Source organism: Pseudalkalibacillus sp. A8, from assembly GCF_045920555.1.
Lineage (GTDB): Bacteria > Bacillota > Bacilli > Bacillales > Fictibacillaceae > Pseudalkalibacillus.
On the sequence record NZ_CP174509.1, the window covers coordinates 5,736,242 to 5,757,573 of the forward strand.

At 42.4% G+C, this 21,332-nt stretch carries 17 protein-coding genes; 6 read left to right on the plus strand and 11 right to left on the minus strand.

The window, feature by feature from the left end:
* Window positions 1-136: 136 nt before the first annotated feature.
* The 6 genes from aspA to ACJROX_RS28660 form a co-directional block, all read right to left on the minus strand.
* A complete protein-coding gene (aspA, locus tag ACJROX_RS28635) occupies window positions 137-1,561 on the minus strand; it encodes an aspartate ammonia-lyase (protein ID WP_408008564.1) in 1,425 nt (474 codons plus the stop codon).
* A 153-nt stretch (window positions 1,562-1,714) separates the two neighbouring features.
* On the minus strand, window positions 1,715-2,959 hold the full coding sequence (locus tag ACJROX_RS28640; protein ID WP_408008565.1) for a Zn-dependent hydrolase: 1,245 nt from the start codon (window positions 2,957-2,959) through the stop codon (window positions 1,715-1,717).
* Window positions 2,960-3,087: 128 nt separating this feature from the next.
* Window positions 3,088-3,516: a RidA family protein gene (locus tag ACJROX_RS28645; protein ID WP_408008566.1), complete on the minus strand. Its 429-nt coding sequence runs from the start codon at window positions 3,514-3,516 to the stop codon at window positions 3,088-3,090.
* A gap of 38 nt (window positions 3,517-3,554) precedes the next feature.
* The gene (locus tag ACJROX_RS28650) at window positions 3,555-4,097 is read right to left on the minus strand and encodes an FAD synthetase (RefSeq protein WP_408008567.1); all 543 of its coding nucleotides are present in this window, start codon (window positions 4,095-4,097) and stop codon (window positions 3,555-3,557) included.
* A 20-nt stretch (window positions 4,098-4,117) separates the two neighbouring features.
* Window positions 4,118-5,581 carry a 4-hydroxyphenylacetate 3-hydroxylase family protein gene (locus tag ACJROX_RS28655; protein WP_408008569.1) on the minus strand — a complete coding sequence of 488 codons (1,464 nt, stop codon included), beginning with the start codon at window positions 5,579-5,581 and terminating at the stop codon, window positions 4,118-4,120.
* A gap of 54 nt (window positions 5,582-5,635) precedes the next feature.
* Window positions 5,636-6,142 carry a flavin reductase family protein gene (locus tag ACJROX_RS28660; RefSeq protein ID WP_408008570.1) on the minus strand — a complete coding sequence of 169 codons (507 nt, stop codon included), beginning with the start codon at window positions 6,140-6,142 and terminating at the stop codon, window positions 5,636-5,638.
* A gap of 282 nt (window positions 6,143-6,424) precedes the next feature.
* Here ACJROX_RS28660 and ACJROX_RS28665 point away from each other — a divergent pair, with 282 nt between their 5' ends.
* Window positions 6,425-7,726, plus strand: coding sequence for a hypothetical protein (locus ACJROX_RS28665; RefSeq protein WP_408008571.1), 1,302 nt, complete (start codon window positions 6,425-6,427; stop codon window positions 7,724-7,726).
* Between the two features lie 250 nt (window positions 7,727-7,976).
* Here the strand turns inward: ACJROX_RS28665 and ACJROX_RS28670 are convergent, their stop codons facing one another.
* The 3 genes from ACJROX_RS28670 to ACJROX_RS28680 form a co-directional block, all read right to left on the minus strand.
* Window positions 7,977-8,255 (minus strand): hypothetical protein, encoded by a 279-nt coding sequence (locus tag ACJROX_RS28670; protein ID WP_408008572.1) that lies wholly within the window; start codon window positions 8,253-8,255, stop codon window positions 7,977-7,979.
* Between the two features lie 803 nt (window positions 8,256-9,058).
* Window positions 9,059-10,525 carry a sodium/pantothenate symporter gene (panF, locus tag ACJROX_RS28675; protein ID WP_408008573.1) on the minus strand — a complete coding sequence of 489 codons (1,467 nt, stop codon included), beginning with the start codon at window positions 10,523-10,525 and terminating at the stop codon, window positions 9,059-9,061.
* Entirely contained in the window at window positions 10,522-10,812 is a 291-nt protein-coding gene (locus ACJROX_RS28680) for a YhdT family protein (protein WP_408008574.1), read from the minus strand. The genes panF and ACJROX_RS28680 overlap by 4 nt, the downstream gene beginning before the upstream one ends.
* A gap of 197 nt (window positions 10,813-11,009) precedes the next feature.
* On the opposite strand from ACJROX_RS28680, the gene ACJROX_RS28685 reads away from it, so the two are divergent.
* Window positions 11,010-11,963, plus strand: a complete 954-nt coding sequence (locus ACJROX_RS28685) for an LCP family protein (RefSeq protein WP_408008575.1) — start codon at window positions 11,010-11,012, stop codon at window positions 11,961-11,963.
* 296 nt (window positions 11,964-12,259) lie between these two features.
* Window positions 12,260-13,144 carry a YegS/Rv2252/BmrU family lipid kinase gene (locus ACJROX_RS28690; RefSeq protein WP_408008576.1) on the plus strand — a complete coding sequence of 295 codons (885 nt, stop codon included), beginning with the start codon at window positions 12,260-12,262 and terminating at the stop codon, window positions 13,142-13,144.
* 47 nt (window positions 13,145-13,191) lie between these two features.
* Here ACJROX_RS28690 and ACJROX_RS28695 read toward each other — a convergent pair whose 3' ends face one another.
* Window positions 13,192-14,604: a phospholipase D family protein gene (locus ACJROX_RS28695; RefSeq protein ID WP_408008577.1), complete on the minus strand. Its 1,413-nt coding sequence runs from the start codon at window positions 14,602-14,604 to the stop codon at window positions 13,192-13,194.
* 244 nt (window positions 14,605-14,848) lie between these two features.
* Window positions 14,849-18,157, minus strand: coding sequence for a 5'-nucleotidase C-terminal domain-containing protein (locus tag ACJROX_RS28700; protein ID WP_408008578.1), 3,309 nt, complete (start codon window positions 18,155-18,157; stop codon window positions 14,849-14,851).
* A gap of 265 nt (window positions 18,158-18,422) precedes the next feature.
* Here ACJROX_RS28700 and ACJROX_RS28705 point away from each other — a divergent pair, with 265 nt between their 5' ends.
* From ACJROX_RS28705 to ACJROX_RS28715, 3 genes are all read left to right on the plus strand, one after another.
* Window positions 18,423-18,599: an aspartyl-phosphate phosphatase Spo0E family protein gene (locus ACJROX_RS28705; RefSeq protein ID WP_408008579.1), complete on the plus strand. Its 177-nt coding sequence runs from the start codon at window positions 18,423-18,425 to the stop codon at window positions 18,597-18,599.
* A 278-nt stretch (window positions 18,600-18,877) separates the two neighbouring features.
* Window positions 18,878-20,443 carry a hypothetical protein gene (locus tag ACJROX_RS28710; protein ID WP_408008580.1) on the plus strand — a complete coding sequence of 522 codons (1,566 nt, stop codon included), beginning with the start codon at window positions 18,878-18,880 and terminating at the stop codon, window positions 20,441-20,443.
* 5 nt (window positions 20,444-20,448) lie between these two features.
* Window positions 20,449-21,141: a flagellar motor protein MotB gene (locus ACJROX_RS28715; RefSeq protein WP_408008581.1), complete on the plus strand. Its 693-nt coding sequence runs from the start codon at window positions 20,449-20,451 to the stop codon at window positions 21,139-21,141.
* Window positions 21,142-21,332 lie beyond the last annotated feature (191 nt).

Below are 21,332 nucleotides of genomic sequence, written 5' to 3' on the forward strand. Positions count from 1 at the left end.
TAAAGGATGTTTTTATAATTCTAGATGGATAACTTTGAATAAATCCAAATTCAAGGTTCTTTATCTATTTAGACTACGAATGTTGGGATTTTATTAATTAACTTATTTTATTGTATATAACACAAACATAAATGACTTAATCCCTATTTAAAAGTTCTGAACCAGCAATTCCTGGTTCAGTCATTTCATAAATATTCAAAATCGTGTCCAATTCCTCATCTGTCAAGACATTAAATTGAAGACATAATTCACGGACTGATTTCCCACTTGTCATTGCTTCCCTTGCAATCCTTGCCGCTACCTCGTAACCAATATGGGGATTTACCGCGGTAATGATTCCGACGCTCTTTTCTACATTTCTTCGAAGAGAAACTACATTTGCTTCGATACCAGACAGGCATTTGTCCGTAAAGACACGGAAACCATTGTTCATTATACTAATGGATTGTAGTAGATTATATACCAATACAGGTTCCATTACATTTAACTCCAGTTGACCCGCCTCAGAAGCAAGGCAAATGGTATGGTCATTACCAATAACTTGGAAGGCAATTTGATTAATCAGTTCAGCCATAACAGGATTTACCTTTCCAGGCATGATGGATGACCCTGGCTGTCGTGCAGGGAGTGTGATCTCTGATAGACCTGCCTTTGGACCAGAAGCCATCAACCGCAAATCATTCGCAATTTTTGACATATTTATCATACAAACTTTTAACGCGGAAGAAACTTCTGTATAAACATCCGTATTTTGAGTGGCATCTACAAGATGCTTTGCATGTACCAATGGAAATCCACTGATCTCAGCCAGATGTTTGACGACCCGATCCATATAGATTAAATCAGCATTCAATCCTGTTCCAACAGCCGTTGCACCCATATTGATTTCATTTAGGGTTAGACTTGATCGTCTGATTCGTCCCATATCCCGTTTTAGAACATGTGCATACGCCTCAAATTCTTGGCCTAATCGAATTGGGATTGCATCCTGAAGGTGCGTGCGCCCCATCTTAATTACTTTTTGAAACTGATTTGCTTTTTCCTTGAATATACCGTGCATATCCTTCATCGTATCTTGCAAATCTCTAATTAATTTGAGTGTGGCAATATGGATTGCCGTAGGGAATACATCATTGGTAGATTGGGACATATTCACATGGCTATTTGGGCTCAAATGAAAATAGCTACCTTTTTGGAAACCGAGTAATTCAAGGCTGCGGTTTGCAATTACTTCGTTTATATTCATATTGATAGAAGTACCTGCCCCACCTTGAATCGGATCCACAATGAACTGGTCATGCCACCTTCCAGCTATGATTTCATCAGCAACCTGACATATTACCTTGCCATGACCACTATATAATTGTTTTGTTTCCATATTGGCTAAAGCGGCTGCTTTTTTAACCATCGCCAAAGCTCTGATTAAATCACCATGGATTCGGTTTCCTGTAATAGGGAAATTTTCGACTGCACGTAATGTCTGGATACCGTAATATACATCCTTTTCTACTTTTTTCTCACCTAAAAAGTCTTTTTCCACACGAAACTTTTCTTTGATCAACCTGAACCCACCTTCTATTTTTAAATCTATATATACGATCCCATCCTATTCGGGAGATAGTTATGAAAAAAGAGACTGATTACTCATGAGCAACAGGCTTTTATCTGAAATTAAAGTAGTTTAAAAGATTATTATATTTTTCACGAAGAATATTTAGTCTAGAAAGTGTCGATCCAAATTGATAATCCCCTTTAAAATAAGGTTTCCCGCTTTTTCAATATCTATAGGATGGCTATACTCCTCCGGACAATGACTTTTACCACCAATACTTTTGACGAACACCATTGCTGCCCTCGTGATACTTGCCATATGGGCTGCATCATGTACGGCCATACTAGGTAATGTTAGACATGGTTCATTCATTTCAGAAGCAGTGCTTTGAAGAATGTTTACGATCCCTTTATCAAATACAACTGGCTTTTGATCGAGCAAAACCTCTTGTATGAATTCTATTTGTCTTCTATCGGCAATTTCTTGCCAAACTTCCTGAATCCTATTAACCGCATGTTCTAATTTTTCTTCTTTCTTTCCTCTTACTTCAAATATAAACTTAACCTGGCCAGGGATAATATTTGCTGCATTCGGAAAAACCTCTACTTTACCGACAGTACCTACGACATCGTCCTTAAATTGTTTACAATACCTTTCTACTTCAAGGACCATTTCAGCCGCAGCAGTAAAAGCATCTTTTCTATGATCCATCATCGTTGTACCGGAGTGATTCGATTCTCCAGTAACTTTAACAATACTTCGATAAGTGCCAACAACTGTATCAATGACCGCCATGGAGATATCACGGTCTTCTAATCGTTGTCCCTGCTCGATATGGAGTTCGATGAAAGCCTTCTTATCACGTCTCATATCTTCCATAATCGGAAATTGTGCAAGTCCGCCCCCGACTTTCTCCAATTCCTCACTAAGAAGGATTCCTTCTGAATTGCGGGCTTCTTTCAACATTTCTGCATTTAATCGACCAACAAAACTACGGCTTCCAAACGTGGATAAATTAAAATCGTTGGACTCCTCTGCCGTGAATGAAATAATCTCAAGATCATGGTCAAGTGTAACATTTGACTCCATTAACGTTTTTACAATCTCTTTTGCCATAAGGACGCCTAGTGGGCCATCGAATTTACCACCATTGGGTACGGAATCCAAATGAGATCCGATTACTATACTGCCTTCCTTATTTCCTTTTCTATAATGCCTTCCCCATATATTACCTGCTCCATCAATCGTTACTCTTAAACCCATTTCCTCTAATTCGTTAATGAATAATTTTCGAACCGAATGATCAGCCTCTGAAAAACTAGGTCTGGTCACACCGCCATGTTGATTTTTCCCATATTCAGCATACTTCTCTATATCAGTTAACAATCGATCAAGATTTATTTTCAATACTTACAACCTCACTTCCAACTATTCAATCCATTTTTCCTCTTCATCTCTTAAAATTAGGAGCAACAATCCAATATTGTTGCTCCTCCTGTTAGTGATTCGACCTTAAAAATACATAAATTTACCAATTAATTATCGGTGATAACGGCTTCTACATCTATCTCCACTAGCATTTCAGGGAGTGCGAGTCCGTTCACAACAAGACCCGTACTAACTGGGTAAACCCCTTTGAAATGTTTTGCGATTACACCATAGACTTCACTTCGGTAATTTCGGTCTGTGACATAGGTGGTGAGTTTGCAGACGTCTTTTAACTGGCCGCCTGCTTCTTCAAGGAGCTGCTTTATACAACGACATGCATTTTCTGTTTGCTCAATTACGTCATTTTCACCATGAAACTTCCCATCCAAATCGAATCCTGTTTGCCCCCTCATAAATATCCGGTTCCCAGCACGAACGACCATCGAAAATTCATTTGAGATATGATGCGACTCTTTTCCCATATTAGCCGGGTAAAATTTTTTCGTTTCAAATTTGCGATACCTTTTTATTCCCATTTTATTCTCCTTTTAAATCAATTTATATGATCACAGTTTTACAATGAAATAGAGTTCAGGTCCCCAAGTAAATTCTGTGCTAAAGAATGGTTTCCTTGCTTTTGTAATACACGTATACGGGTAGAAGATATCAATTCACCTTGCTCACATTTCAAAGGCTTTAAAATGCCCACTTTAAAATCCCTTCTTAATTCCTTGATGGACCCCTTTCTATCTTTACCAAATTGAAAATTAGGACCTTCCCAAATTTCAACCGGGTTTATTTTCTTCAGCTCTTGCATGAACACAGGCACTTCTTGTTTGGCATACAATTCGTTAAATGAAGCAACAATCACATGATCAGCACCAATCATCTTAAGACGGTTAAGCTTTTCTTCGAGAGAAGTGATCATTTGACATTTTTTATAAAAAACTTTCGGAGGTGGATCAAATGTATATACAACAAAAGGGACACCGAGTTTCTTTGCGCGTTCTTTAGTTTTTAAAAGTAAAGTTTGGTGACCTCTATGGACACCATCAAAGGCACCAATTGTTAGTACTGATGCCGGAAGCTTCAATGTACCGGGTGAATAAACTTGCAATGAAAAAAACTCCTTTCTTATTACCCTACAGGAACTGGTTTAGTTAATTTCAACCCAGCAGCCTTTCGTACCAAGTCACGCTGTGCCTCCAAATCAAAGTTATTGAACACCGCCATTTGTTGAGCGAACGGCGGGCTTTGTGCGAACAATTCAAACGTTGTCCGGTGGCCCGCATAAGAAGAATTCAGTAAGTCCCTTGCGAAATAAAGTAGTTTTCCACGGTCGTCTGGGGTCCACTCTCCCACTGAATAATACCGGTCGAAATATTCCTTTAATTCTGGATCGGCCATCGTTTTGGAGTCAGGCGTCACAGCCAATTGGCCGCCGACCAGTTCCCTTGTCAAATGAGCCATCGCTGGAAAATTCGATAAGGCAAACACACGTCCGGTATAAAGAAGGGATTGATTCGGCATCATCAATCCGCCAGGGCTTCTCTCAGCTTCGGCAACCGCTGCAGTTAAATGGGCATTGATTCCCTCACGGTAATTGATGAGTTGCGAGACTTTTTCCTTGACGGCTTGAAGCTGGGTTAAACCGGTTTGTTCGACATTTAATAAAGCGGTCCCCAGTAAATAATCTGCTCTGCGTAACATTCGAAGCGTGTAGTTAAAGGCTGAATAACGATGCAGGGTGGAACGGATGTAAGCTGCGGATTCTAAGGAGCGATGGAAAAGAACATTTTCCCATGGGATCAACACATGGTCAAAAACGAGTAAGGTATCAATCTCTTCGAATTTCGTCGCAATCGGGTAATCGTCTTCATCACGGTCCGTACCGAGGGAGGTACGGCAAATATGCTTCAGCCCAGGTAAGCCCATATCACAAATGAATCCGCAAGCGAAAGGAGCCATTTTTTCCGACCCGGCATTCCAGTCCAAAATCGTAGGTTTGACAAAGGCTTGGTGGGCATATGCAGCCGCTGTTTCAAATTTTGCTCCTTGGATGACAATCCCTTTATCGTTCTCTTCTACGACATGAAGCAATGTGCCACCGTCTTTTCCGCTGAATAATTTGCTTCTGTCTCCTTTTGGATCCGTATTCGCGGACACATGGAACAAATCTTCCCTTGCGACACGATCGATATGATACTTGATATTTTTTGCATAGGACGGATCTATTTCATTCAACTTATCCTGTGCGTCATAGAGGGACCACATTTCTCCGATGGTTTCATCGCCTACCCGATAGACGACGCCACCAAGTTCGTCGAGGACCGTTTCCACATGGTTGCGGATGGCAGCCAGATCCTCTTTTTCTTCTGGTATTTTATACGCTCTGGACACAATCTCTCCATCTGTTAATCTTGTAGTCAAAGTATCCTTGAACTCCGGTTCTTGGGCCATGTCATACATCCTGGCCTTTATATCCACGATAGGTTTAAAGGAGGGATGCTCTGCTACATTCTTGACCTTTTCCCCATCTATGTAGACTTCTCTCCCATCATTCAGCGACTCGCGATATTGTTGACCCGTCATTAATGCCATTTGTTTTCCTCCATTCTTTATTTACAATTTAATAAGATTGCATCATCAGCTTTTTCACATTTCCGTAAAATAGCCAAATTTCCCCCTATAGTAAACTAAAGGATCACCATCGCTAGCACGGGCATCTTGTACCTCTGCTAGAAAAACAGAATGGGTTCCACCAGTAACTTCTTCAACCACTCGGCATTCGATGGTGGCAAGTGCCTGATTCAGTTCGGGGTTCCCAAGCTCACCATAAGTAAAGTTAACACCACTGAACTTATCCGTATTTGCCCTTGCAAATTGTAATCCCAACTCTTTTTGTTGTTCACTTAGAATATTTACCGTAAATGTTTCAGTTTCCGAAATTGCATGGCATGTACCAGTACTTTTATTAACACACACTAGCAACATTGGCGGATCAAGTGAAACGGAACTAACCGCACTAGCCGTGATTCCGAAATTGACATCCTTATTTCTCACAGTAATGATGGATACACCACTAGCAAAATGACCGATAACATTCCGAAATACTTCGGAATCAACTAAGGAATTTTTCTCCTTTGACATATTCGTACTCATTCATGGTCCTCCTTTTAGAAAACATTTATGGAATAATTCTCAATGTATTCCTTAAATAAAATATACAAACAAACAAAAGTGATGTCAACATAAATTTCTAAAAATTTATAATATTTTTCTGTACGAATATGGAAAAACAACTTATACCTAGACTTTAAGAATTGTTATAATTAATATACAAATGGTAGCTATAACATAAATTGCCCCTTTTACCTTATAGAACATTGAATTCTGTAGAGGGATTTAGGGATTTAAAAATAATCATTTATTGGGGTGAAAATCTTGAAAACAAAAGCAGGTATCATCGGTCCAATTGACTCTGTCAATCTTATATCTGAAATAGCGCATGAATATATTGAAAAACTGCAAATCGTTCCATTTATATATGAAAATCCTGAGGAAGCAACTGGAATCATTCAAAAAAATCAAAATGGTGTAGATCTTTGGATCCTCGCAGGTCCAGCACTTTTCAATTCAGTAAAAGAGAGTGGCACGACCCAGCCCTATTTCTTACTCACAATGGATGGTGCAAGCCTAACAAAGACTATGGTAGAAATAGGCTGCACCGATAAAAAAAGCTTTGAACGTGTTAGTATCGATATGTTGAAAGAAAGAGATGTTTATGAGACCTATCGTGATTTAGGGATTTCCACCAAAGAAGTGCATGTACATGAATATACAAATGAAACTCCCCTGGAAGACCTTCTATCTTTTCATCAAAAACTTTTCAAAGAAGGGAAAGTGGAGATTTGTATTACTTGTCTACGGTCAATACATGATCGGCTCCGTGCACACAACATTCCAGCGTATTGGGTTACACCTACACGAAGTAACATACGGGAGACCTTGTCAACGGCTCTTCAACAATGGGAAACCATGCATTTTAAACAATCTCAGATAACCGCCATTATCCTAAAAGTCCAAGGGATGGAACTGAGGGATAATTACAACTCATATGATCTTCATCGATCAAATTTACAAATTCAATCTGCCATGTTGAATTTTTCCGAATCCATTTCTGGATCCTTTGTAAACATTGGAACTGGAATATTTGTTGTTTTTTCAACGAGAGGTTCTCTGAAGGAAACAGAGAACACAATAAATACCCTTTTAGAAAAAATTGCTGTAATTACTGATTTACCATCTAATATTGGAATTGGGTACGGAGATACTGCCCTCGCAGCAGAAGATAATGCACGTCTTGCATTAAACCATGCACAAAATTTTGATTCGTTTAGTGCTTTTCTTGTTGATGATCGTGGAATGATTGAGGGGCCTTTAAAAGATCAAGAGTCAATTTCTTTCGGTTATCGAACAGAAAATAAGGAAGTAAGCCAAAAACTTAAAAATAGTGGAATTACAATAACAACATTTAATAAAGTCCTGTCTATCCAAAAAAGAGTGGGAAATGGTTCAATTACAGCAGCCAATATTGCGGAATGGCTTAAAATGACACCGAGGAACGCACGGCGTATACTTAACGGTTTAGTTGAACAAGGTATCGCAGAAATTATAGGAGAAGAAGCACCCACAACTAAGGGAAGACCAAGGAAAATATATCGAGTAAAAAATGAACTAAAGTGAACTTGTTGGTTGTTACCCCGTATATCAGAAAATGAGAATCTAAAAGTATTATTCGTCTGAGTGGTTACAAGTGAAGGATAAAAACGAAATTTATAAAGCAGGCAGCAGCCTGCTTTTATATATTTATACACAAAAAGGAGAGTTAAAAAGATTATTCGCACTAAAATTAAGAGGTTTTTTCGCTAACTCGGGCACTTCATTAGTCAAGGTGTAATATCGGAAAGTCAATTCCAATTAATCAAGCGGAAGATCATATCTTCGGGCTATAAGTAAAGTGACAATAAAGTTCTTTAATTTTAAAGCCCCAAACACATATTAACCAATGTCTTGGATCCGGCATATGTATAAGGAACCTGACTAGAGAAAATCCATTGATCGACCGAACCCGGTTCTTATGAATGATCTCATCCACTTGCTCGATATTCGTATATGGGAACGGCAATAAAGTTATAGCCGCAAACAGTTCTGCCGAACTCAAAATATGTTTGACTGAATCTTCAGGTCCAATGACCCCTAAACGTATTTCCAATAAACTCACCTTTCCAATCCAACAACAATAATTAACCCAATTATATCAAACCCACGAACGCATGTTTAAGTTAGTAAACATTGTACCGAATGAGATCCTTTCGGGCACAAGGGAAGGGCTGAATTTAGATACCAGGTACAGTTAGCAACGATTTACCAACATCCCCATTCCCTTATTGGTACGACATTTTCTGCGGTTGTTCAATCAATCGTTTGATTAAGGGCTACTACATGAGGAGTTGTAAATTTAAGATGGACACAAGATTTAATAAATTAGCACATAGAATGGATCGGCTTGAAGAGGACAACAAGATATTCATGAACAATTAGAGTTATTAGTCGAAGAACATTGGAAAAACAAAACTGATATTCGGAAGCTCAAGAAAACAATACGATTTGCACAAGACTAATCTATCATTCTTAAAGCTACATCACTGCTAGGGTTATGCAGATTTATTTATCTGTTTTCTCCCCCAAATACAATTCTCCAACTCCATGCTTTAATCTCTTGAACCTCCTAAAAAACTTCAACCTTTCTTCAATTAGTTTATTTAAAAATTCATAGACGACAATTTTTTCGTTGATTCAATCAAATGTTTGTTTAACCATGAAAAAGAACTGGTATTAACGGATTTCTTCATTAAATTAAATGTTTGATTAAAACAGACAAGTACCAGGTACCATTTGAAACCCCTTGTGCCGCAACGCTCTGGAATCGGTGTCAGGCACTATTGAAATCCCTTGAGCCGGAACACTTTGGAATCGTACCTGGACCGAGGTTTTACTGAAATAGTACCGAGATAGTTAGGCTCCCCAAAAACGCTCTACGATTTTTAGTTGTTGGAGTTGGCGTTTATGTTGTGTGAGCAGGCTGACGAGTACATAGCCTACAAATGAAAACACCACTGGCAATACGACGGTATGCATACCAAACAGGTTCGGGGCTGTCAGATGGATGATCATGTAAGAGCAGACACCTATTAGCATCGAGGCGAATGCTCCGTAGGCATTGCCTTTCTTCCAATACAATCCGAGTATGATCGGCCAGATGAATGCTGCTTCCAACCCTCCGAAGGCGAATAGGTTCAACCAGATCAAGAAATCTGGCGGATTAATCGCCATTAGGAACACCAGGATCCCGATGACTGCCGTAATACTTATGCTCAGCGTTTTCACCTGGCGCTGTGACGCTGTCGGTTTTACATAGTTCACATAAACGTCCTTGATCACAGCTGAACTGACAAGCAACAGCAACGAATCCACCGTGGACATGACGGCTGCCATCGGTGCTGCAAGAACAATCCCGGCAAGCCAGCCAGGCAGGACTTCCAACGCTACGAGCGGCATGACTTTGTCCCCGACTTCAATGCCTGGCACGACGACCCGTGCAAAGACACCGATCAGGTGCATTCCGAGCATAATGAATCCGACCACGAGCGTCCCGATGATCATCGCTTTGTGCATTGCTTTCGAATCGCGGTAAGACATCGCCCGGACAGCGACTTGCGGTAATCCGATGACCCCTACCCCAACCAAAATCCAAAAAGATGAAACGAACAATGGAGTCAGAGATCCATCGGCTCCGAATGGTGACACGAGGGCTGGATTTTCAACGGCTAGTTCCGCCATGATGTTGGAGATTCCACCGCCCGCTACAATCGTTCCGACCAACAGAAGCAAGGTCCCGATGAACATGACGATTCCCTGGAGACTATCCGTAATCGCAACCGCCCGGAAACCACCGATCACGACGTAAACAAGCACCGAACTCGCAAAAATGAACAATGAAGCTGTGTAGGAAAGCCCTGTGAATGACTCGATCAGACGGCCTCCTCCTACCCACTGGGCTGCCATCGCGCTGAACAAGAAAACGACGATGCTGGCTGCGGAAAGCAGTACGACCCACTTACTCTGGTATCTTTCTTTTAAAAAGTCGATCAGTGTGACTGCGTTGATTTTTCGAGCGACAATCGCGAACTTTTTCCCTAATACCGCTAAAGTAAAATACCCGGTCACAAGCTGGGTCATCGCAAGCAGAACCCATCCGAGGCCGAGGTTATACGCAACCCCAGGCCCTCCGATAAAACTGCTTGCGCTTCCAAAGGTGGCAACCATCGTCAACGCTAAAATGAACCCATTCAATTGGCGGCTTCCTAAAAAGTACTCCTGCAGAAAATCAGGGGCTTTTCGTATGTATTTGGATGAGTAGGTCCCGATCAAGAAAACGATCGCAAGAAAACCAAAGAGAGGTATGATGACATCCCAGTTCATTCGACGTCCTCCTCTCTGTCCTCAAAAGGCACCTCGATGAAAAATAGTCTCACCATGACAAAAACGATCAGTGAAAAAAGTATGAAGCCGAGGATGCAGCTGTAAAAAAACCATGCTGGGAATCCAAATATATATGTATATTCTGCGACAGGCTTCTTCCCTAAACCATAAGCAAATGCGAACCACCAGATGAAGTTGAAAATCGCCAGGATGACTCCCATCAAGGCTTCACGGTTAGCGATTTTAAAACGTAAATCTTCTCGGTTACGAGTATGTTCATCCCCCATTATTATCCCTCAAATCTATCAGACTAAGCTTTTGCTCCCTATTTTACCAGAATGGTTTCTTTGACTCGACTATTTCTTATTCTCACTTCGCTAATTATGAATCCTTTCCTCCATTGTAAAAATTATGTTTTGATAGATTTGTGGTTGCTGTATAATCGAGATAGATTGGAAAATTTCCAGAGTTAAGAGGGGTCAAAATGTTGAAAAAAATCATCTGGGGCTTTGTCATTGTTTTGGGAATTGTTTTAGCCGGAATCGGTGGCTATGCTTATTATTTGTATGACTCGGTAAAGGATACGGCTGATGCAATTCATGAGCCGATTGATCCAGACCGTGAAAAGAACTTGCCTAAGCCTAAAGTAGCTAAAAATGATAGAGAACCGATTTCGATTCTGATGTTAGGTGTCGATGAACGGGAAAATGATAAGGGCAGATCGGATACGATGATCGTTATCACGGTGAATCCTCATGATGATTCCATGATCATGTTCAATATTCCACGTGACACAAGGACGGAAATCATCGGTAAAGGGTTTGACGATAAAATCAACCATGCCTATGCGTTTGGTGGTACAAAAATGGCCGTCGAAACAGTGGAGAACTTTTTGGATATACCGATTGATTACTATTTCAAAGTAAATATGGAATCGTTCCAGGATATCGTCAATGCTGTTGATGGTGTGACTGTACAGAATGATCTTGCTTTCAATTATAGTGGTTACGAGTTTCCAGAGGGTGAAATTGAGTTAGAAAACGGCAAGGAGGCCCTTGCATTTGTCCAAATGAGAAAGAAGGATCCTAGAGGGGACCGTGGACGTAATGATCGTCAACGCCAGATCATCCAGGGGGTCATAGATAAGGGAGCTCGCGTTTCTTCCATCACGAAGTTTGATAATGTTCTTGATGTGATCGGTGGCAGTGTAAAAACGAACATGACGTTTGATGAGATGAAAGATATTCAAGCGAATTATAAAGATGCCAGGAAGAAACTTCAAACCTTTGAGGTCAAAGCTACTGAAACGTATATCAATGACATTTTCTACTACCTTGTCTCTGAACAAGAACGCAATGAAATCAGCAAAAAGCTGAAAGAACACCTCGAAATCGAAACCCAATCTGCTTCTGAAGATGAAGACGGAAACGCGGCATAACAGCTCGATATATTCGGGGAAGATCATTAGACAAGTAAAACATATATAAACTGAAAGTGCACCGAAACCACTGGATTCACACCCAGTGGTTTTTTATTTGCCTGGTACATTTTCAAACCCTTTGGGGCTCAAGGGATTGAGATGGGTGCCAGGCACCGTCCGGAGACCCTTGGTACCGTTGACTTCTTAATCGGTGCTTGGCACCCGAGCTTTTATTCAAGGTTAATCTCTACTGAATTGAGGGTATTAGGGTTGTATATTGCTTACAGTTCGGTTTCGATTTTATGGGGGAATCTATGGTGAAGAAAGCGATGATCATTGTGAATCCTTCGTCCGGGAAGGAAGAGGCTGGGAAGAATGTGTCCAAGGTTGAGGATGTTTTGCGCAAGAAGGATTATGATGTCATCATCAAGCTTACGGAAAAAGAGCTGGATGCGATGGAATTTGCACGTACATCTTGTGTAGAAGCATTCGATGTCGTGGTGTCCATGGGAGGCGACGGGACCCTGAACGAAACGGTGAACGGTCTCGCCGATCAGGAGCATTGTCCGAACTTCGGCATCATTCCGATGGGGACAGTGAACGATTTTGCCCGTGCGCTTCATATCCCGCTCGATTTTGATGAAGCAATCACTTTAATTGAAAAAGGAGAAACCCGCCCTGTCGATATCGGAAAAGTGAACGATCGGTATTTTATGAATATCATTGCTGCCGGTGCTATTGCAGAAGCCACTTATGAAGTGTCGCCCAAACAAAAAACGATGCTCGGCCCCCTTGCCTACATGATTGAAGGCCTGAAAACACTTACTGCGAAAAGAGCTTACGACATTGAGTTGAAGCATGATCAGGGCACTTGGAAAGGGAATGCCCTCCTTGTCCTGGCAGCGTTGACGAACTCCGTCGGCGGTTTTGAAAAAATTGCGCCCGATGCTGAAGTCGACGATGGAAAGCTGAAATGTCTGGTCATCCATGATGTCTCCTTGCCAAGATTCATCAAGCTAGGGACTGAACTTTTACAAGGCGAACATATCCATGATGACAAAGTTGAATACATCACTACTTCAACGCTTAAAATTTCATCTTCTGAAAAACTGCATTCTAATATCGACGGAGAAGAAGGCGATCTACTCCCCCTTAAAATCGAAATGCTGCCGAAGCATCTTGATATATACGTCCCTTGAAAAACAGACCCCATCAGCTTGAACTGGTGAGGTCTGTTTTTTGGTTTTTAATAGGTTGTCATTCTCAAAAATTTCTGGATTGTATAAACGCCACGCTGTAACGGGGTCAGCTTGGTTTTATTTTTTTCATAATCAACAGTATAGGTTCCACCTTTGTTGTTCCAAATCCGATGAAAGTACTGCTCGACTTCCCTCATAAGTTCTGAATCAGGTCGTCCTTTGATTTGTAGATCAGACTCTAGATTGAATGCTTCCAGGTTTCTTTTTGTGTAGTTGGCAGAGCCTGCGATGATCGTTGCTTCTTCTTCATCTTTAATATACATCATTTTCGTATGATACTGTTCCATTCCCGTATTGTACCATCGGACTTCAATTTTAACCTTTGAATCCTCTAATAGTTCCTCTGCGACAGGGATGTTCGGTAGACCCGCTTTCTTATTCCCGAAGGCATTTTTATTCGGGTCGAGCACCATTTTGACATCGACGCCGCGTTCAGCAGCTTTTATAAGCGGATTGATGACAGAGCGATCAGCAATATAAAACATCCCCAGGAGGATCTCGTCTCCTTCATTCGTTTCATTGATCGCTTCGACGATTTGTTTATGGGTTTTTCCTTCGGTATAGTATTGAATTTGATATTGCCCCGAATTTTTACCTTTTTCACGATCATAATCAGGCAGGTCAATACCTGGTTCTGACATGTTGACTACTGCTTGCTCTGCGTTGATGATCTCTTGAATGATCGGACCACCAAATTCAAAAGCAACATTCCCATGATAAGCGGATGCATCGTGCGGATTGCCCGATGTGATGAGTGCCGTTTTATCCGTCGCGACCACTTTACGGTGATTCGCCTTTACATTTAAAAGTTTCAAGTAGGATCTTGCAGTCATGTCCGGGGCTGTGCTGGCGAAAGGATTCCGGATCCAGCCTTCTCCTTTTTGCCCGAACCATTGGAAAAACATCCGCCAAACTCCAGAGTACAAAGGTGTAGAGTCCCGAAGCCTTTCCAAATCTGTGTAGACCACTTCCACTCCGTTTCCCTCGAGTTCAGAGAGGAGTTTAGATTGATAAGACCGGTATCCTGTATTGACCTCATCAGATATAAAAACTACTTTGATGGCAGGGTTCTCCTGTTTCTTTTTGATGATTGTGTTCGCCAGGTTTTCACTTATCGGCGGGAAAGATTGTTCAGGCTCGTAGTAACCGTTGAATAAAAACATATCGAGGACGATGAACTTATCCGCATCCATGATAATTTCATTGATCCGGTCAAAAATCTTCAGTTCATGCACGGTTTTATCCCCTTTTTTGTAAGTCAAATCGTGATAGAACTTGATTTCATGAACCTTATATACATCACTCTGATAAGCAATCCCTTCAGGAAGCGATTTATATGTGTGATAAATCATCGTAGCTATGTAAATCAAAAGAAGGACACTAATCAGGGTCCAAAACATCGCCTTCCTCCCCAAATGCAACTTTTTCAATGACTCTTCCTCCGTATCCTACTGCAATTTATTCTAGGCTTTTAAAACCATTCCGCACCTATACATTCCCCAAACAAGTGTCGATGAATCGCGGTGCTAGGCACTGATTGGGAGTCCTTGGTACTATTAGCTTCTTAATCGGTGCCTGGTACAGACAAAGTAAAGTAAGCAGAAAAACGCCAGGACTTTGTTGTCCTGGCGTTTTTCTTTTAATTTAAAATGTTTCTAAAATCCCATCAATTGCGTCGATTAGCTCTTCTACAAATGTTTTGTCAATGTGTTTTCCGCTTTTGCGTTCGACATGATCTTGAAGTGATTCCAGTTTTTCAGCTTGTACATTTTCATTTTTCGTGTGTTGTGCGCTGTTGATTTTTGCTTGTACAGAACGGTAAATGCCGTAGTTACTGAAGTGCCCTTCCTCATATCCTTCATCGACCATTTCATCCAATTCATCAAGCGTGATCGCTTCCTCACCAATCACAACCGTAAAGACCTGTGCTTCTTCCCTATTGAAGTTTTTATCGACTGAACGGATTTCCACTACATGAGTACCTTCTTCAGACAAGGTGAAGCTTCCATCTTCAACGGTTACCCATTCCCCCTCATTTACACGGTACTCTGTCCTCAATACTCCGATTCCATCGTTATCAGTCGCTTCAACCGTAAATATTACGTCTTCCTCGTTCGTTGTATCTTCTCCAACATTTCCATCTACTGTTACTGTCGTTGTCGGTGCGAAGTAGTCGTTGCTGATCCTTGCATCCGGATACATTTCGATCGGTTCTTCAAAGCTTTGGATATAGTTGATTGTTGCATCCAAATCGTTCGGTCCTTGATTTGGATTCTCACCAAGCTCGTCCAATCGATAGTCATCCGTTCCATGCGGATACATGTAATTATTCACGACCACGGTATAGGTCGCATCTGGGTCGATTGGTGTTCCATCCGGTAAATACAGTCCCATGACTTCCCAGGTCTCCTCATTCCAGGTATACCTGAAGCCTGCAATGCTGACATCTGGCCCATAGTTCGAGAATTGTGCGTTTAGGACTTGGCGGAGATCATCACCTGTCAGATCAATCTGGACAAGTGTGTTCCCGAACGGCTGGATGTTGTAAAGCTCGCCCCAGGTGATTTCCCCTGCATCGAGGTCATCACGGATTCCACCGCCATTCATCAAGGCAAAATCAGAGCCCATGTCAGCACGCATGCCTTCTGCGATCAAGTTGCCGAGCGCATTATCACCGACGAGTCCTTTGCTCGCATATCCGCCTTCCAGATCGATCGCCGCTTCACCCACGACTTCGCGAAGCTTCGGTCCGACCAGCTCATCATAGTAATCTAGCAGTTCTGTGATGACTGGGTCTGGTTCCATACCATTTTGTACGACGTCTACGATTTCAGCGGATTTCCGTACAATGTCGTTTGTCACTGGATCGATTTCCAAATCGACGTCAGCAAATGCTTTACCGTAGTCCCAAGCTTGAACGATCAGCTTGTTATCGACAACCGCATTCAATTTTACATGGTTATGAGCCGCAAAAATGACGTCAACTGCATCATTGATGTTTTGTGCCAGTTCAGAAACTTCGCCTGTTGCAGTGTCTCCGCTCTGGTTGCCCGGTTCATGTGCAAGAACGACAATCGCCTCGACACCCTGCTCCTGAAGTTCAGGAACAAAACGGTTCACCGCTTCTGCTTCATCTGTAAAATTGACATTCTGTATGCCATCAGGGATAACCATACTCGGTGTTTCTGTTGTAACGATTCCAATGAAACCGATTTTCGTCCCACCGATGTCAAGGACGGTATATGGATCTAATACCAGATCCCCGGAATCTTTATACTCAACGTTCGCTGCCACCATCGGAAAATCAATGCCATCATAGTTTTCCGTGCCATCAGGATGGTTACCACCATCAATCAGACGGAGCATTTCATCGACACCTTCGTCGAATTCATGGTTTCCTACTGTTCCGACGTCAAAGCCCATTTCTTCCATCATGTGGACGGTCGGCTCATCTTGAAGCAGCGCAGAGACTGGAGAACTTGCCCCGACCATATCTCCTGAATGGACGATCAATGTGTTCGGATTCGTTGTTTCCCTTTCTTTCAAATAAGCAGAAAGGTAATCCATTCGCCCATATTGAAGGCCATCGTACGTCCCTGTCACATCGATTTTACCGTGCAAATCGTTGACACCAAGTAACTGGACCTGTATGTTATCTTCAGAACCTCCATCATCTGCCGCCGTATAACCTGCATCGATCGCATCTTGCTCTTCAAAGAAAAAGACGCGGTTTTGAACAGGGTTATCTTCCCATTTTTCGGGTACTACATATTCTTTTGTAAAATAATCCCCGACAAATTTATCTGGACCGCCGCGAAGGTTAAAGCGGAACTCATACGGCAGCTCTTCGATCGGGTTATCCGGATCCCACATGCCGCGGCCGTTTTCAATCGCTTCTTCAGCAGCACTGCTGTAAGCCTCGAAATGCTCCATGTTTGGATAGATGAAATATGGCACGGCCCGTCCTAAGCGGACCATTTCCTTATTGATGTCCATATCTCCTTTGTGGACATGGGCGAGTAAACGCCCGTAATTATCAAGCGGCTCTTCGCCTACTTCGAGTGTGATTTCGGTTCCAACTGGCAGCAAGCGTTGAAGTTCTGCAGTCGCTGCTTCTGCATGCTCACCTTGCGACTGACCCTCATAGTTCGTTTCCGGCGTATCAATTGAAAGCATACGAACATTGGACGCCCCAAGCACTGGGTCATTTATGCGTACCGTGTCACCATCCACTACTCGCTCAACTGTCGCTTCATACGTTTCTTCCGGTTGTGGTGCCGGAGGTTGGTCTTCTAGTAATCTAAGATCTTCTGATTTTGTCGGTAAAAGTTGGTAGTCATCATATTGGCCTACAACAGCCGTAACGTTATACCATTTGCCTTCTTCAAGCTCGGTGACCTCGATGTCTGTTGCTCCTTCGATACGGAGGAACACACCTTGCATCGTGTCATCGATGAATGAAATGTTATAGCCGCCGCCAGCTGGACTAGAAGGAATCGATTGTATGTATCCTGTGACGTTGACAAGGGATCCTTCCAGCGGTTCAGCTTCGTTATTATATAGAGTGGAGAGCTCAGTCGGCTGAGGCTCGGGTAGATCGTTATCTTCTGATAGAATCTCAATGGATTGAGGCTCAATTTCAGTCAACCCTCGATAAGAAGTGATTTCTCCTGTAACTTGAATCTCTTGACCTATGTTCAAGTCTGCTAGATTTTCATTGAAAGAAAAAACGTTGATGCCTGCGGTGTCATCTTGTATGTAAGCTGATAGATTACTAGCTGTAAAATCCGCAGTCACAACACCTTCTACTGTCACTGTCTGGCCATTCTGGGTCTTGGCTTCTGAAATCGGAATGGTCGTTTCTGCTTGGACAACGCCCATAGGCAGCAATGTGACAAGCATAGCAATCAAAGCTATTAAGGTCGTCCATTTCCGAGTAACCTGGTGATACATGTAAAGACCTCCTAAAATTGAATTTTCTTCCCTTTATTTCTAACTCTACTAGATTTTGTTTAATGTTTAATGGATTTATTGTAAAATATAAATAAATCGTTCCAGTTTACCATGATGCAGTCTGACAACCGCAATTATTGCCCTATTTTTACAAGAATAGCTGAATAGGCCTATTAAACTATTTTTCTATTTACAATGATTCGACATTAATGTAAAATTATTACTTCACTCACGATTGAATAATGTCTGACCTTGGAGGATTTTGATGAAAACTACTAAAACAATGCAGACTAAAGATAATGAAGAAGTCTATTCTATGCAGAAGTTAATGTACGAGTATAGTAGAAGGCTAAAAAACTACTCAGATCCAACCATCGTTAAGATAAGCCAGGAGCTTGACGAAAAACTCAATATCATACAAAAGGCAAAAGTACAGAACTGATTTTTGGTTTTTGTAGGATAATACATAACTTTTAGTAACCACCGTCTTAAAAAGCGGTGGTTTTCTTTATGTAGGGGTGGGCTGTACCGGTTAATGGTGCCTGGTACACTTTCAAACCCCTTGTGGGAGAAGGCTTTCAGATCGGTGCCAGGCACCATTTCAAATCTCTACGGTCCCAAGGGGTTTGTTTTGGTACCTGGCACCGGGATGTTTAATAAAATTGGGCAAGTTCTCCTAGTTACTTTCATAGACTGAGAGTAGACAAGGGGGAATGCAGCTTGGAAAACATAACGATCATTGTCATTGGGATTATTGGGTTCATCACCCTTTTTGGAATCATCGGCAACATCCAAGCACGTATAAAATTGGCCGATTGGCTGAAGGAGCTCAGGCAGATTGATGTAGCTACTGTTCAGGCTGGCCGGGGGTCGAGGTGGATGAATGATGCGATTGAGGACTACCGGAACTTTCATCTCTCCGGGGTTTCAAATGTAAACAGTCCAGTCCTCGTTGAAAAGCATTTGATGCAGCAGCCAATCCGGGTTCTCGGCATTTTCCGTGTCCCGACAGGCAACATCATCCGCTTGTTGCATGGTTTGCCCTCCCTCGCGATCATCGTCGGGGTTCTCGGAACATTCGTAGGTCTGACGATTGCTATCATGGCGATGCAGGATACACTTGTCAGCATCGGGAACCAACCTGGTGAAGGCAATCTGTCCGTTTCAGCGATCGTCGCTGCGATTTCAGAACCGTTCAGAGGGATGAGCATCGCTTTCGTCACCAGTATCGCCGGAATCGGCAGCTCACTTCTTCTCTCTTTCGTGCAATCCGGTTTCCTGACTGGCGGCACGTCCCTCAGCTACTTGCAGGACCGGGTTTTAGCAGAGGCAGAAGGTGTCCTCGACCACGTCGTACAAGAACAGCTGCAAAATGAAAAACCAAAAGATTCCCTTGAGCGTCTGCTGGATCGCCTCGTATCGAAGGTCCAGGAAAGCTTCCAGGAAAGTATCGGCGATTTTAGTGAAAAAATGGTCGGTTTCACGTCCGGTCTTGAGGATGCGATGGAGGATGTCAAAGGAATTTTAACCGCACAAAGGGATCATACGGAGCAGTTCAAACAAAGCACCGATGTCCTCGTCATGTTCGGAGACCGTTTTTCAGAAACGATCACGAAGCTTGAATCTGTCCAGCATTCAGTTGATAAAAGTCTTGCAAAGCTCAACGATCATGTCTCTGGCTTTGAAAAGCAATACAAACGGACGAGTGAACAGCTTGAGCAAGGACAAAAGCGTATGGAACATGTGATGAAACACTCCGATCGCATGATTGAAGAATCTCAAAAGAAAGCCGAAGAACTCGGACGTTCCCTCGTCGCTGGCGTGGAATCCGTCCTTTCCCGATATGAAACGAAGCAGGAAGACTTCGAACGGAAAATGGCACAGCAAAACGACGAATGGTTTTACAGGTATCAGGATAAAACCGAGCAATACGGCAGGGCTTCAGAGTCCTTCGCCGGCTCAGTTCAACACCTTGAAAAAGCCTGGTATGGCACGATCGAAACATTCAAGCGTGATTTCATCGACCAGCTCGGCTATATGTTTGACCGTGAACGACAAGCGAGACAAGAACCTGGACGGGATCAGGAGATGCGCGAACTCATCAGGGCACTTGACTCCGTTTATCAAAACTTGTCGCGGGAATTCAAACAGACACATCAATATTTCGGCGATGTCTACCATGTGTTACAGCGCTTGCTGGATGCGACCGTCCAAACACAAAACACACGCTATGAACGGGATTATGAGCCACGTCGGATTACTGTGCATGACACAACCCACCGGTGATGCCGATGCGAAAAAGAAGATGGCGTAACGAAGAGGAAGGAACGAAGAGCTATTTCTGGCCGTCCTTCACAGACATGATGGCGATGATGGTCCTTGTCATGCTGTTCATCGCGATCATCGCTTACATCCAGAGTATCTATAACGCTTATGAGCAGACTGAAGTAAGGCATGAGCTCGCAAAGGTGGCCGATGTTAAAAAACATATTTCTGATCTGATTGAAAAACGGCTTGAGGAGAACGTCGGGAAGGATAAGATCGTCCGCGGTCCGAACAACACGATCGCGGTTGAAGGTAACATTTTATTTGATACCGGTAGTGCTGAAATCAGTCCGCAAGGGAAAAAGGTGTTGGCACAGCTTTCCGACGCCCTGGTCCAAATCATTGATGAGCAGGAGTTGAGCCGCTACCTCTACATCATTCTGATCGAGGGGCATACCGATTCAGTTCCTTATGACAACTGGACTCTTTCTACTGAACGTGCCGTTGCGGTCGTCAAGTACATGGCCGAAGTCAATCCGAAGTTCAAAGAGCAAAAATACGCCCAATACATTGCGGCGACTGGCTATTCGGAATATAAGCCGATAGCAGAAGGAAGTTCAGACAAATCCCTTCAGAAGAACCGGCGGATTTCGTTCCAGATCATTTTAGACGATGAAAAATGGCAGAATAAACTTAAAGGGATCATCAACGAATATTAGCTGAGGACTGTACTAAAAAATCAGCTTGATTTCTGGAATTATGAGCCGATTTCGGAATTTATAAGCCGATCCCTTTAATAAATGCGTATTTTGTATTTTAAAAGGAGTCCTGCAAGATAACTGGCAGAACTCCTTCTTTTTCTTAAATATACAACAAAAAAATGCAAATCATCCCAGCCACTAAAACACAT